This window comes from Shinella sumterensis, from assembly GCF_004514425.2.
GTDB lineage: Bacteria > Pseudomonadota > Alphaproteobacteria > Rhizobiales > Rhizobiaceae > Shinella > Shinella sumterensis.
This window is the reverse complement of the sequence record NZ_MYFN02000007.1, coordinates 97,004-110,262: the sequence shown is the minus strand read 5'-3', so window position 1 is coordinate 110,262 and position 13,259 is coordinate 97,004. Positions and strand designations below refer to the sequence as shown.

General features: G+C 65.0%; 13 protein-coding genes. 9 read left to right on the top strand and 4 right to left on the bottom strand.

Going from position 1 to position 13,259, the window contains the following annotated elements; genetic code table 11:
- Window positions 1-64: 64 nt before the first annotated feature.
- Window positions 65-967 carry a DMT family transporter gene (locus B5M41_RS14495; protein ID WP_134647971.1) on the top strand — a complete coding sequence of 301 codons (903 nt, stop codon included), beginning with the start codon at window positions 65-67 and terminating at the stop codon, window positions 965-967.
- A gap of 32 nt (window positions 968-999) precedes the next feature.
- On the opposite strand, the gene argB is transcribed toward B5M41_RS14495, so the two are convergent.
- Entirely contained in the window at window positions 1,000-1,887 is an 888-nt protein-coding gene (gene argB / locus B5M41_RS14490; protein ID WP_134647969.1) for an acetylglutamate kinase, read from the bottom strand.
- 252 nt (window positions 1,888-2,139) lie between these two features.
- Here argB and B5M41_RS14485 point away from each other — a divergent pair, with 252 nt between their 5' ends.
- Window positions 2,140-2,772: an anti-sigma factor gene (locus tag B5M41_RS14485; RefSeq protein ID WP_134647967.1), complete on the top strand. Its 633-nt coding sequence runs from the start codon at window positions 2,140-2,142 to the stop codon at window positions 2,770-2,772.
- Between the two features lie 27 nt (window positions 2,773-2,799).
- Here the strand turns inward: B5M41_RS14485 and B5M41_RS14480 are convergent, their stop codons facing one another.
- A complete protein-coding gene (locus B5M41_RS14480) occupies window positions 2,800-4,827 on the bottom strand; it encodes a HAMP domain-containing methyl-accepting chemotaxis protein (RefSeq protein WP_134647965.1) in 2,028 nt (675 codons plus the stop codon).
- Between the two features lie 153 nt (window positions 4,828-4,980).
- On the opposite strand from B5M41_RS14480, the gene B5M41_RS14470 reads away from it, so the two are divergent.
- Window positions 4,981-5,709 (top strand): sulfate transporter family protein, encoded by a 729-nt coding sequence (locus B5M41_RS14470; RefSeq protein ID WP_134647963.1) that lies wholly within the window; start codon window positions 4,981-4,983, stop codon window positions 5,707-5,709.
- A gap of 54 nt (window positions 5,710-5,763) precedes the next feature.
- On the opposite strand, the gene B5M41_RS14465 is transcribed toward B5M41_RS14470, so the two are convergent.
- Together B5M41_RS14465 and B5M41_RS14460 are read right to left on the bottom strand one after the other, a co-directional pair.
- Complete coding sequence (locus B5M41_RS14465) at window positions 5,764-7,077, bottom strand: type I glutamate--ammonia ligase (RefSeq protein ID WP_134647961.1); 1,314 nt, start codon at window positions 7,075-7,077, stop codon at window positions 5,764-5,766.
- Window positions 7,067-7,969 (bottom strand): MurR/RpiR family transcriptional regulator, encoded by a 903-nt coding sequence (locus B5M41_RS14460; protein WP_134647959.1) that lies wholly within the window; start codon window positions 7,967-7,969, stop codon window positions 7,067-7,069. Before B5M41_RS14460 ends, B5M41_RS14465 begins: the two co-directional genes overlap by 11 nt.
- Before the next feature lie 155 nt (window positions 7,970-8,124).
- Here B5M41_RS14460 and B5M41_RS14455 point away from each other — a divergent pair, with 155 nt between their 5' ends.
- The 6 genes from B5M41_RS14455 (at window position 8,125) to B5M41_RS14430 (ending at window position 13,254) form a co-directional block, all read left to right on the top strand.
- Window positions 8,125-8,940, top strand: a complete 816-nt coding sequence (locus B5M41_RS14455; protein ID WP_134647957.1) for an N-formylglutamate amidohydrolase — start codon at window positions 8,125-8,127, stop codon at window positions 8,938-8,940.
- Window positions 8,930-9,580 carry a cysteine hydrolase family protein gene (locus tag B5M41_RS14450; protein WP_134647955.1) on the top strand — a complete coding sequence of 217 codons (651 nt, stop codon included), beginning with the start codon at window positions 8,930-8,932 and terminating at the stop codon, window positions 9,578-9,580. The genes B5M41_RS14455 and B5M41_RS14450 overlap by 11 nt, the downstream gene beginning before the upstream one ends.
- Before the next feature lie 123 nt (window positions 9,581-9,703).
- Entirely contained in the window at window positions 9,704-10,873 is a 1,170-nt protein-coding gene (locus B5M41_RS14445; protein WP_134647953.1) for an ABC transporter substrate-binding protein, read from the top strand.
- 52 nt (window positions 10,874-10,925) lie between these two features.
- A complete protein-coding gene (locus tag B5M41_RS14440; protein WP_134647951.1) occupies window positions 10,926-11,660 on the top strand; it encodes an ABC transporter ATP-binding protein in 735 nt (244 codons plus the stop codon).
- Window positions 11,653-12,360, top strand: a complete 708-nt coding sequence (locus tag B5M41_RS14435) for an ABC transporter ATP-binding protein (RefSeq protein WP_134647949.1) — start codon at window positions 11,653-11,655, stop codon at window positions 12,358-12,360. The genes B5M41_RS14440 and B5M41_RS14435 overlap by 8 nt, the downstream gene beginning before the upstream one ends.
- Before the next feature lie 3 nt (window positions 12,361-12,363).
- Window positions 12,364-13,254: a branched-chain amino acid ABC transporter permease gene (locus B5M41_RS14430; protein ID WP_134647947.1), complete on the top strand. Its 891-nt coding sequence runs from the start codon at window positions 12,364-12,366 to the stop codon at window positions 13,252-13,254.
- The last annotated feature ends 5 nt before the right edge of the window (window positions 13,255-13,259 follow it).

Below are 13,259 nucleotides of genomic sequence, written 5' to 3'. Positions count from 1 at the left end.
GAAATTTAAGGCGCCGCTTTGGCTGCCGATGGATTTGCGCAAACCGGCGTGCTAGCGGCAGTGCATGGAACTCTGGATCCCCATCACCATCGCCGCCGCCTTCCTGCAGAACCTGCGCTCGGCCCTGCAGAAGCATCTTCAGGGCTCGCTCGGTACGCGCGGCGCGAGCTTCGTGCGCTTCGGCTATGGTTTCCCGCTGGCAATCCTCTATGCGCTTTCGCTGCACTGGATCGCCGGCCTGGCGTTTCCGGCGCTCAACTGGACCTTCGCGGTCTGGACGGTGATCGGTGGTCTCGCGCAGATCTTCGCGACCATGCTGCTGGTCTATCTGTTCTCGCTCAGGAACTTCGCCGTCGGAACGGCCTATTCCAAGACGGAGCCGGTGCAGGCGGCGATCTTCGGCTTCATCCTGCTTGGCGAACGCATCACGCCCGGCGCCGTCGTCGCCATCATCGTCGGCGTCATCGGGGTCATGCTGATCTCGGTCGCCCGCGCGCCGCTGTCCTGGCGCAACACCTTCGCGGCGCTGACGGGCCGCACCGCGCTGATCGGCATCGCGTCGGGCGGCGTTTTCGGCGTGTCGGCGGTCGCCTATCGCAGCGCCGCCCTGTCACTGGACGGGCCGGGGCCGATCATGAGCGCGGCCGTGACGCTCGCCTGCGTGACGACCTTCCAGACGATCTTCATGCTCATCTGGATGCTGTGGAAGGACAAGAACGAGATCGTCCAGGTTCTCAAGAGCTGGCGGTCCTCGTCGCTGGTCGGCATCACCGGCGTCATGGGCTCGGCCTGCTGGATCACGGCGATGAGCCTCCAGCAGGTGGCCTATGTGCGCGCACTCGGCCAGATCGAACTGGTCTTCACCTTCATGGCCTCCTACTTCCTCTTCCACGAGCGGGTGAACCGCACGGAAGTGGCGGGATGCCTGCTGATCGTCTGCGGCATCCTCGGCCTGCTCTTCCTGTAGGCCCGGCGGCGCGGTGCCGCCGGTAAAAGCCGTCAGGGCACGATCAGCGTGCCGGCGCCATGCTCGGTGAAGAGTTCGAGCAGTACGGAATGGGCGGTCTTGCCGTTGAGGATGACCACGCCCTGCACGCCCGCCTTGATGGCGTCGATGCAGGTCTCGACCTTCGGGATCATGCCGCCGGAGATCGTGCCGTCCTTGATGAGCGCGCGCGCCTGCGCCACCGACAGTTCCTTGATCAGCTGGCCGTTCTTGTCGAGCACGCCCGGAACGTCCGTCAGGAAGAGCAGGCGCGTGGCGTTCAGCGAGCCGGCGATGGCGCCGGCAAAGGTGTCGGCATTGATGTTGTAGGTGTGGCCGTCGCGGCCGGGCGCGACCGGCGCGATGACCGGGATCATCTCGGACCTGGCGAGCAGGTCGATCAGCGTGCGGTCGACTTCCACCACTTCGCCGACGAAGCCGAGGTCCAGAACGCGCTCGATATTGCTGTCGGGATCGGTGACGGTCTTCTTGGCCTTCTCGGCAAAGACCATGTTGCCGTCCTTGCCGCACAGGCCGATCGCCCATTCGCCCGTCTGGTTGATGAGCGCGACGATCTCCTTGTTGATCGAGCCGGCGAGCACCATCTCGACGATCTCGACCGTCCTCTGGTCGGTGACGCGCAGGCCGCCTTCGAACTTCGATTCGATGCCCATCTTGGTCAGCATGGCGCCGATCTGCGGGCCGCCGCCATGCACGACGATGGGGTTGACGCCGGACTGCTTGAGAAGCGCGATGTCACTGGCGAAGGCTTTGCCCAGCTCCGGGTTGCCCATGGCGTGGCCGCCATATTTCACCACGATGGTCTTGTTCTCGTAGCGCTGCATGTAGGGCAGGGCCTGAACGAGAAGGCGGGCTTGGTTTTCGCTATCGGATTGGGACATGGCGGCCTCTCGGGAATGGGTGGGCGCCTGTTTAACGCATGTTTTGTGACGATGGAATGATCCTCTTTTCACAATACGCGGGGCCGGCGCGAGAAAGCGCTTTTCATCGCGTCAGCGTCGATGGCGCAACGGCATGGGGAAGATTATGATGTCCAGGCGTGCTTGCTATGGCAAAATGCCTCCGCGCGTTCCTATATGTAAGAAAACCACCGTTGCGCGCCCTCTGCGCGAACCGAGAGAGTACACAAGGCGATGACGGCATTCGGCCGAGATATGGGCGAGACCCGCTGCGACGAAGTGATCGCCGGCGAATATGTGCTCGGCGCGCTTTCCCAGGAGGACTGCCGCAAGGTCGAGGCGCGGCTGGCATCCGACCGGCGCTTTGCCGCGATGGTCGGGCGCTGGCGGGAAACGCTCTCCACCTTCGGCGACGACGCGACGCCGCATGCCCCATCCGATGCCGGCTTCGGCGGTCACCGGCAGGTCCTGCATATGGGACCGTGCGATGCAGTGTTTACCGGCAAGGTCTCCGGCGGCTGCTGGAATTCCCTTGGCTTCTGGCGCGGGCTTGCCTTTGCGGGCGTTGCCGTTGCGGCCGGGCTCGTCCTGTCGCTTGGCGGCTTGCTCACGCAGCGGCCCGCCGGTGCCGGCCGCCCCGTGTCCGACGCCACGGGCGAACGAGGCGCAATCGACCATTTCGTGCATTACGAAGAGACGAACGGCGCGCTCCGCCTCACGCCGGTTTCCGATGTGGGTGAAAAGAAGCGGCCGCTCGAAGTCTGGCTGAAAAAGGAAGGCGAGGCGCCGGTGTCTTTGGGCGTCGTGCCCCGAACGGCGGGAAGCGCGCTCATCCTGTCACATCAGGGCCAGCCGCCTGAAAAGTGAGACGACGCCGGTAAGCCGCCTTCTGTCTCAGAACTCCTCCCAGTCCCCGCCCGATCCGGTGTCCTGGCGTGCGCCAAAGGCCCCGGCGAGCTTCTCGTTGAGCGCGAGCGCGGGAGAGGACACGGCACGGGACTGGCTGGAGGCGGCCTTGACGTTCCACTGGCCCGGGGATTTGCGCACCGGAGCCGGCGTGGCAGCGACCGGCGCGGCCGGTGTCGTGGGCACGACATGCAAATGTGCCTGCATGGTGCGGCTCGATGCCGACGACGTGCCGCCCACATTGAAGCGGCTGATCAGCGCGTTCAGCGCCTGAACCTCTGCGGCGAGCCCATGGCTGGCGGCCGTGGTTTCCTCGACCATGGCGGCATTCTTCTGCGTGCCCTGGTCCATGCTGTTGACGGCGGTGTTGATTTCCTGAAGACCCACGGACTGCTCGCGTGCCGCCTCGACGATAGCGGCCACGTGGCTGTTGATCTCCTGCACCTCGGTGACGATGGTCTGCAACGCGCGGCCGGTGTCGCCGACCAGGGAGACACCGGTGCGGACCTGATCGCCCGATGTGGTGATCAGCGACTTGATCTCCTTGGCGGCCTTGGCCGAGCGCTGCGCCAGCTCGCGGACTTCCTGCGCCACGACCGCAAAGCCCTTGCCGGCCTCGCCCGCGCGGGCGGCTTCCACGCCGGCATTCAGCGCCAGAAGATTGGTCTGGAAGGCGATATCGTCGATCACGCCGATGATGCTGGTGATCTCGCTGGAGGATTTCTCGATTTCGTTCATGGCCGCGACGGCGCGCCGCACGATCTCGCCCGATTTTTCGGCACCGGCGCGTGTGCGCGCAACGAGGTCGCCGGCTTCCTCCGCGCGCCGGGTCGAATCCTTGACGGTCGTCGTGATCTCTTCCAGCGCGGCGGCGGTCTCCTCGACGGAAGCGGCCTGCTGTTCGGTGCGGCGCGACAGGTCGTCGGCGGCCGAACGAATCTGGCTTGCGCCCGCGTCGATCGCCGCGGCGTTCTCGCCCACTTCGCGCAGCGCATCGCTGAGGCGCGAGACGGAGGCGTTGAAGTCTGCCCGCAGCCGGTCGAGATCGCCCTCGAAGGGCTCGTCGATGCGGCAGGTCATGTCCCCGGCGGCAAGCCTGCCCAGGGCGTTGGCAAGGCTTGCGACGGCCTGCTGGACCTGGCCGCTGTCGCGCGTGCGTTCCGCCTCGCGCGCCTGCCGGTCGCTTTCGGCCCGACGGCGGTCGTCTTCGGCCTGGCGTTCGAGACGCTGGCGCTCGGCGGCGTTGTCACGGAAAACGGCGACGGTGCCGGCCATGTCGCCGATCTCGTCCTTGCGGCCGGCGCTGGGAATGGTGACGACCGTATCGCCGTCGGCCAGCCGCTTCATCGCGCCTGCAAGGCCGTTGAGCGGCCGCACGACGCGACGGTTGACCAGGAAGATCGCGGCAATGGCGAGGCCCATCGCGGCAGCGAGCGAAGCCCAGGTCAGCGCGAAGGCGGAGCCTTCCTCGGCGCGCGCGGTCTCGATCGTTTCGTCGGTCACCGTCTGGGTGTGTGCCACGAGCGCGTTGAGGGCCGCGGTGATCGCATCGGCGCTCGCCTTCATCGAACCCTTGTAGATGTCGAGCGCCGGCCCCTTGGCGCCGATGGCGGAGAACTGCACGAGCTTGGCGGCTTCGTCGAGATAGGTCGTCAGCGTCGTCTTGATGGTGTCGATCCCGGCGATCGCCGCCGCATCGCCGCTATTGTCGGCGGCATGGGTCTTCACCATGGCCTCGAAGGCTTCCGCGCGTTCCTTGATGCGCGCCTCGATGCGGCCGATCTCGTCCGGGTCCATCGAAAGCAGATGTTCCGCGTAGATCGCATTGAGATCGGAGAAGGCATGGCTCAGTTGCAGGATGGCGCTCAGCTGCGGCATGCGATCGGTGCCGATACGCTCGATATGGCCGGTCATCGCAGACAGCGACCGGAAGGCGACCGCCCCTTGCAGCGCCCCCAGAACGACCATCAGAAGGAAGAGCGCCGGCAGGAGCCTGCTGATCCGGACATTATGCATGACAGTTCCCTGGTTTTCTCGAAGACGCGCTTTGTGCGGTTGCGCGAAAGTCTAGGGCCCGTCGTTTAACGCGGCCTTAATGGGCCGTGCTCATCTCCTGCCTTGCCGGCCGGTTTTCCACACCCTACATGCCAGATCGAACAGGAGTTTTCGATGATCCTCGACGCCGCCCGGCTTGCGCTTGCCAACCTCTTCGCCCCCGAAACGCGCAGCGTCTTCTGGAAGGTCCTGGGCCTGACGATCCTCGCCCTCGTCGTGGTGTGGTTCGGTCTGCGCGAAAGCTTCATCGCCTTCGCCTGGCCGTGGCTGCAAGGCGCATTCATGCCGGACCTGCCGCAATGGGCCGGCTGGCTCACCTTCGTGTTCGGCATCGTCGCCAGCATCGGGCTCGCGCTCGGACTGGCGCTGCTGCTGGCGCCGGTGACCGCCATCATCGCCGGCTTCTTCCTCGACGATGTCGCCGAGGTCATCGAGAAGAGGGATTATCCCGCCGATAAGCCGGGCGTTCCGCTGCCCATGGGCCAGGCCATCGCCGGGTCGGTCAAGTTCCTCGGCATCGTGCTCGTCGGCAACCTCGTCGCGCTGTTCCTGCTCTTCATTCCCGGCGTCAACCTCATCGCCTTCTTCGCCGTCAACGGCTACCTGCTCGGCCGGGAATTCTTCGAGTTCGCCGCCATGCGCCATCGCTCGCCGCAGGAGGCGCGGCAGTTTCGTGAAAAGCACTTTTCCACGGTCCTGATCGCCGGCCTGCTGGTCGCGGCCTTCCTGGCGATCCCGATCGTCAATCTTCTCACGCCGCTTTTCGCCGCCGGCCTGATGGTGCACCTGCACAAGGCCTTGAGCCGCAAGGACCCCGGCTTCGCGCTTCCGCAGGCGCGGTAAAGAAAAGCCGGTACGTCACCGTGCCGGCTTTCGATCATCGTATGGCGGTTCGGCTCAGTAGGCGTCTTCGTACGCCGCGCAGATTTCCGCCTGCGTCTTGCCGGCGAGATAGGCGATCTCGCCTTCCTTGTGCTTGACATAGACGTCCGCGAAGCCCTCCGGGAACCAGCTGCACACCGTCTCGTTGCCGCGGAACCGCTGCAAGGCCGCTTCCAGCGTCTGCGGCAGGCGGACATAGCCGCGGGCGGCAAGGGCGTCCGTGCCGAGCAGCGAAAGGTCTTCCTGGGTGGCCTCCGGCACGGCGAGGCCTTCCTCGATGCCCTGCACGCCGGCATGGACGATGGCGGCAAGCGCCAGATGCGGGTTCGCCGCACCGTCCGCCGCGCGGAATTCGAAGTTGAACTGTGCGGCGCGCGCGATGTCGCTGATATCGGAGACCGGGCATATGCGCACCGACGCTTCACGATCCCGGAAGCCGAGATTGTTGAAGGCAGCACTCCAGCGATGCGGCGTCAGCCGCAGGTAGGACACGACGCTCGGCGCGGTGATGGCGATGATCGAATCGAGATATTTCAGGATGCCGGCCACGAACTTGCCCGCGACGTCCGAAAGCTCGTGCTTGCCGGCGGGATCGTGGGTCACGGGATTGCCGGATGCGTCCAGCATGCTCATGTGGACATGCACGCCATTGCCGACGCCGGCCGGATCGCGGATCGGCGTGAAGGTCGGGTCGTAGCCGAGCTCGCGCGCGACGAGGCCGACGATCTCCCGCGTGATGATGGAATGGTCGGCGATGGTCACGCCCTTCTGCGGGCCCATCGTCACCTCGAACTGTCCGGCGCCGAACTCCTTGAGGATCGTGTCGGGCGTCACGCCGGCGGTGCGCATGCCGGCGATGATCGCCTCGCAGAAGTGCCGCTCCCGCTGGAAGCCGCCCAACGTGAAGGCGCCGCCCACTTCGGACACCAGATGCTTGATCTGGAATTCATGTTCGAAGGCGCCGTAGAGCGTCACGCCCGCCACCTTTTGCAGGCGTTCGAGCGCGGCTTCGAGGATCGAGCGCGTGCAGAATTCCCATGGCCTGCCATCGGTGTAGCGGATATTGCCGAGCACGAAATTCTCGTTCGGCGCGCCGTCCTCGCTTTCGATGCTGACACTGGTTGCCGGATCGGGAATGAGCACGAGGTCGCCCAGCGAGCCGAAGGGGCTTTCGGCGATGGCGTCGAAGCAGGTGATCTGGACATTGGTCGGCGTCCAGCCCACGCCGCGCTTCAGGCGCTTTTCCATCTGTGCCAGCGGAAAGGCCTTGCCGCGCACCTTGCCCGAAAGGTCGCCGCAGCAGGCAACCATCATTTCTTCACGTTTCATCGTCGTCCCCGTTGATCGTATCCTGGTCGTAGCCCGGCATGGAGAAGCGTACGCCGTCCCAATCCCTGATGCGTTTCTGCGTCGCCTCCCAATCGGCCTCGGAGACGCGCACGATGAGCGCCTCGACGAGAACGATTGCGGCCGTCACCGTATCCCAGGCCGTGCCGGCCTCGATCGGCAGGGCGACGATGTGGTCGGCACTGCGGGCGGCCGGCGACATCCACTTGTCGGTGATCACGACGATGGTCGCGCCGCGCGCTTGCGCGATCGTCTCGGCAAGGCGTGCAAGGCTGAGCTGGTAGCGCCGGAAATCGAACAGCAGCACGACATCCTTCTTGCGCATGCGCAACACGTGTTCCGGCCAGAACTCGGGATTGTCGGACATGTGGTAGATGCCGCTGCGGATCTGCCGCAGATGGATAGACAGGAAGGACGCGACATTATTGCTGACGCGGCCGCCGAGCAGGAAGATGTTGCGCGAGGGATCGGCGATCAGGTCGGCGAGGATATCGAACTGCGCCTGGGAAACCGTGGCCGCCATCTCCTGCGTGACGGAGGCGATGCGCCGCACGTACTCCGACAGGAACTCCGAATGGCCGACCGGCGTCTGCCGCGTCTTCAGGTCGAGCGGCGAACGCTGCCCTTCCTTCAGCTCGGCAATGAGCTGGCGTTGCAGGTCCTGGAACCCGCTGCAGCCGATCTTGCTGACGAAGCGGGTGATCGAGGGCGCGCTGACTCCGGTTTTCGCCGCCAGTTCCTGAATGTTCTCGAGCCCCGTGAAGGGGTAGTCGGCAAGGATGGCATTGGCGATCTTGCGCTCGCTGGCCGTGAGCTGCCCGGCAGCCTCCCGGATCCGCGTGCGGACCGTCGTCGACGATTTCCCATCGCTCATAGGTATGTTCCCGTTCTTGGGGCGGATATTTGCGCCATGAAAAAAATTAGTCAAATGGAAAAATCGGATTGACTATGATTGGAAAATTTCTTTGACTGGCTGTCATCGAAGCCCTCGTGCCGGCCCATGCCGATGCGATCGACGGATACCATTTCATGCTCAGTCTTGCAGATAGCGACATGTCCAGATTGCTGAATGCTGGCGACCCGGACCCCGTGGAATGGATCAACGCGACCGGGCGTTCGCCGATCTTCCTGACCTGCGAGCATGCCGGCCGCGCCGTGCCTGCCGCGCTCGGCGATCTGGGCGTCGCATCCGCGGAAATGGACCGGCACATCGCCTACGACGTCGGTGCCGAAGGGCTTGCCCGCAGGCTTGCGGAACGGCTCGATGCCGCTCTCATCCTCCAGCGCTACAGCCGCCTGGTGATCGACTGCAACCGTCCGTTCGAAGCGGAAGACTGCGTTCTCAAGCGGAGCGACGGAACGCTCATTCCCGCCAATGCCAATGTTTCCGACGCGCAGCGGCGTGGCCGCTTCGTGGAAATCCACCAGCCCCTGCATGAAGCGATCTCCGTTGCGCTGGAGCGGCGGCAAGCGGCCGGCGGGCCGCTCGTCCTCGTTTCCGTGCACAGCTTCACGCCCGTCATGCGCGCGACCGGCGCGGTGCGCGATTTCGAACTCGGCCTGCTCTACAACAGGGACGCACGCTTTGCGGAGCGCCTTGCAGAAACCTTCAGCGCGGCGAATGCCGACGTGACGGTCAAGCTCAACGCGCCCTACCACGTCGACGATGTCTCCGACTACACGATCCCGGTGCACGGCGAACGGCGCGGCATTCCGCATGTGTTGCTCGAAGTGCGCAACGACCTCATCCACGATGCGAGCGGTCAGGAGGCATGGGCCGAGCGCCTTGCCGGTCCGCTTCTCCTCGCAGCCCAAAGCCTTGAAGGATCCTCCGATGGCCGCTGACCATCCCTCCACCCGCAACCTGCCGCTCGATCCGGCCGCATCCGCCATTCTCTTCATCGACGTGCAGAACTTCTCCGTACGCCGTGACGGCGGCGAGTTCAAGGACGTCTCCGACGCCGATATCGAGGGCAAGTACGGCTACTATTTCAAGCGCATCCACGAGGTCGCCATTCCGAACATGCAGCGCCTCCTGGCCGGCTTCCGCAAGGCCGGCATCGAGGTTCTGCACACGACGATCGAAAGCCTGACGAAGGACGGCCGCGACCGCAGCCTCGACTACAAGATCACCGGCTTCAACGTTCCGAAGGGCTCGTGGGACGGCAAGGTCATCGACGAGCTGGCGCCGCTGGAGGATGAGATCGTCCTGCCCAAGAGCTCGTCGAGCGTCTTCGTCTCCACCCATGTCGACTACATCCTGCGCAATCTCGGCGTACGGCAGATCGTGCTCTGCGGCCTCCTGACGGACCAGTGCGTGGAATCGGCGGTGCGCGATGCCTGCGACCTCAACTACCTCGTGACGCTCGTGCCCGATGCCTGCGGCACCTATTCGCAGGAGCGGCACGACTTCTCGATCAATGCGATCAAGGGCTATTGCCGGCAGATCTCGACCGACGATCTGCTCAAGGAAATCGGGCAGTAAGCGGCCCGGCACAATCACGCGACGGGATCAACCAAGGAGCTTTCAGGCGGGCCGCACAAAACAAGAAAAAGGCCGGACCGCATTCCATTCACAGCCGCAAGGCGTTCATCAAGGGGAACGATCATGATGAAAACATCCAAATTGCTTCTGGCGGCGGGCCTTGTGCTCGCCTCCTCCTCCGCCTTTGCCGATGACGACAAGATCGTCATCGGCGGCGCGCTGTCCATGACGGGTATCCAGGCTCCGCTCGACACGCCCGGCTTCAACGGCGCGCAGGTCGCGGTGAAGTACCTGAACGATAATGGCGGCGTCCTCGGCAAGAAGATCGAGTTCATCAATATCGACGGCAAGTCCGATCCGGTCACGGTCGGCAACGTCGCCGTCGAACTGATCGACAAGGGCGCCCAGGTCATCGTCGCGCCCTGCGATTTCGATTTCGGCTCGCCGGCCAGCCGCGAGGCGCAGTCCGCCGATATCGTCGGCATCTCGACCTGCGCCTCCGACCCGCTCTATTCCTCGTGGTCGCTCGGCGACAAGCAGTTCACGCTCTCCATGTGGAACACCACGATGGGCGCGACGGCTGCCGATTTCGCGGTGAAGGAAAAGGGCTGGAAGACGGCTTATGTCGTCACCGACCAGTTCATCGCCTACACCAAGTCGCTCTCCAAGTACTTCGTCGAGCAGTTCAAGGCTGACGGCGGTGAAATCCTGCTGGAAGACACCTACACGAACGGCGACAACAACTTCTCCGCCCAGCTCTCGCGCCTCCAGGCGCTCGGCAAGAAGCCCGACGTCATCTTCGTCTCGTCCTACGGCACGGATATCGGCGTGATCATCCGCGCGCTGCGCGAAGTCGGCTACGATGCGCCGGTTCTCGGCGGCGACGCCTATGACGATCCGGCCATGCATGAAGCGCTCGGCGAGAAGTTCGGCAACGACGTCTACTTCGTCACCCACACCTGGATGGGCGCGGGCGCCGATCCGGAAATGGAGAAGTTCATCGGCCTCTACAAGGAGATGTTCGGCAAGGATCCGGATACTTCCTTCGTCTCGACGGGCTGGGACACGATCATGATGATCGCCCAGGCCATCACGGCGGCCGGCACGACGGAAGGTGCGGCACTCGCCAAGGCGCTTGAAGACGGCCATTTCAAGCTGCTCACCGGCGAACTCGACTACGGTACGGCCGAAGAGGGCCACGTTCCCAACAAGGCCGCCGCGGTGATCGAACTCAAGGCCGGCAAGCCGACCTTCGTCGGCTGGCGCAAGCCGGAATCGCTGCCGAAGCCCTGATCCCTGCCGTCCGGGCCGGCGCATCAGCCGGCCCATACCTTTCGGAAAAGCCATGTCTGAAGCACGTCTTGCGGTAAACGACGTGTCGGTGGAATTCACCGGCCTCCGCGCTCTCGACCATGTCTCGCTCTCCGTCGCCACCGGCGAGGTTCTGGGCCTCATCGGGCCGAACGGCTCCGGCAAGACGACGATGATCAATGCGATCACCGGCCAGGTGAAGCTCGCCGGCGGCACGATCACCGCCGGCGATGTCACGCTGTCGGGCCTGTCGCCCCGCGATATCGCGCTGGCCGGCGTGAGCCGATCGTTCCAGATCGTGCGCCTGTTCAACGGCATGACCGTGCTGGAGAATGTGGAGGCTGCGGCCCTCGCCAAGGGTGTCTCCCGCGCCGTCAGTACTGAGCGGGCTGTCGGGCTGCTCGATGAGCTCGGCCTGGCGGACAAGGCGGACGAACTCGGCGAGAGCCTGAGCTACGGCGACAAGCGCCGTGTCGAGATCGCCCGGGCACTGGCAGCCGAACCACGCTTCCTGCTGCTCGACGAACCGGCCGCCGGCATGAACGACGCCGAGACAGAGACATTGCTGCACACATTGTCCGAGCTGCCCAAGACCCGCGGCCTCGGCCTCATCATCATCGACCATGACATGGGTCTCATCATGCGGCTCTGCCACCGCCTGCACGTCCTGGCCTCGGGTCGCACCATCGCGGAAGGAGACGCCGCCCACGTGCGCAGCCATCCGGCCGTCGTGGAAGCCTATCTCGGCAAGGGGGCGGCCCATGCTTGATGTGCGCGACCTTTCCGTCAGCTACGGCACGATCCGCGCCGTGCGCGGCATCACCTTCACCGTGGGCAAGGGCGAACTCGTCAGCCTGCTCGGCGCAAACGGCGCGGGCAAGTCCTCCACCATCAAGGCCATCGCCGGCGCGCTGAAGACATCCGGCGGCGCGGTCACGCTGGAAGGCAGGGACATCACCTCGGCCAATCCCGAGCAGGTCATCCGCGCGGGGCTTGCCACCGTGCCGGAAACCCGCGACGTCTTCCCGGACCTGACCGTCGCCGAGAACCTGATGCTCGGCGCCTATATCCATCGCCGCGACCACGCCGGCAACCGCGAGAACCTCGACAGGCTGCACACGCTCTTTCCGCGTCTTGCCGAACGCGCCGCGCAGGCGGCGGGCACGCTGTCCGGCGGCGAACAGCAGATGCTGGTCATCGCCCGCGCGCTGATGGCGCGCCCGAGCGTGCTGCTTCTCGACGAACCCTCGCTCGGTCTGGCGCCCGCCATCGTCGAGCGCATCTTCGAGATGATAGAGACGCTGAAGAAATCCGGCCTGACCATCCTGCTCGTCGAGCAGAACGTGAACCAGGCGCTCGCCGTCGCCGACCGCGCCTATGTCATGCGGCTCGGCGCGATCGTCGCGTCCGGCACGGCAGACGAGATCCGCTCGACCAGCGATCTCAGCGCGCATTATCTGGGAGGCTGATCCATGGCTTTCGCGATCCAGTTCGTCATCGACGTGCTCAGCCTCGGCGGCGCCTATGCGCTGATGGCGCTGGGCCTCGTCATCATCTACGGCATCCTGCGGCTGGTGAACTTTGCCTATGGCGAACTCATCATGGTCGCCGGCTACACCATGTTCCTGACCAGCGGCTCCGGCCTGCCCTGGCTGCTCATGGCGGTCCTTGCCGTCGTCATGGCCATCGTCTTCGGCATCCTCACCGACTATGTCGCCTTCCGCCCGGTCCGCGCGAAATCGGTGACGGCGGTGCTGATCACCTCCTTCGCCTTCTCGAACCTGCTGCAGAACGCGGCCCTGCTCTTCATCTCGCCGCGCCCGCGCAATGTGCCGCTGCCGGATATCTTCTCGCAGACGGTCTCGATCGGCGGGGCGATCACGCCGGTGCGCAATCTCATCACCATCGCCGCCTCGATCGTGCTGCTGGCCGCCGTCGCGTTTCTCATGCGCAAGACGACGCTCGGCATCGCCATGCGCGCGGCCGCCACGAACTTCACCATGGCGCGCATGCTCGGCGTCCCGGCCAACCTGATCATCTCCTCGGCCTTCGCGCTGTCGGGCTTCCTGGCCGGCGTCGTCGGGCTGTTGTGGATAGGGCGCATCGGCACGGTCGTGCCCGGCGTCGGCCTGGAGCCGCTCCTCGTCGCCTTCATCGCCACCGTCATCGGCGGCATGCGCAGCCTGCCGGGCGCGGTGGTCGGCGGCTTCCTTCTGGCGCTCATCGATACCACGCTCAACTACACCCTGTCGCAGGATCTCCTGAAGTTCCGCGATGCCTTCACCTTCAGCCTCGTGATCCTGATCCTGCTGTGGCGGCCTGAGGGCCTGATCAAGGGTCCGGCCAGCGGCCAGCGGACCTGAGGAGC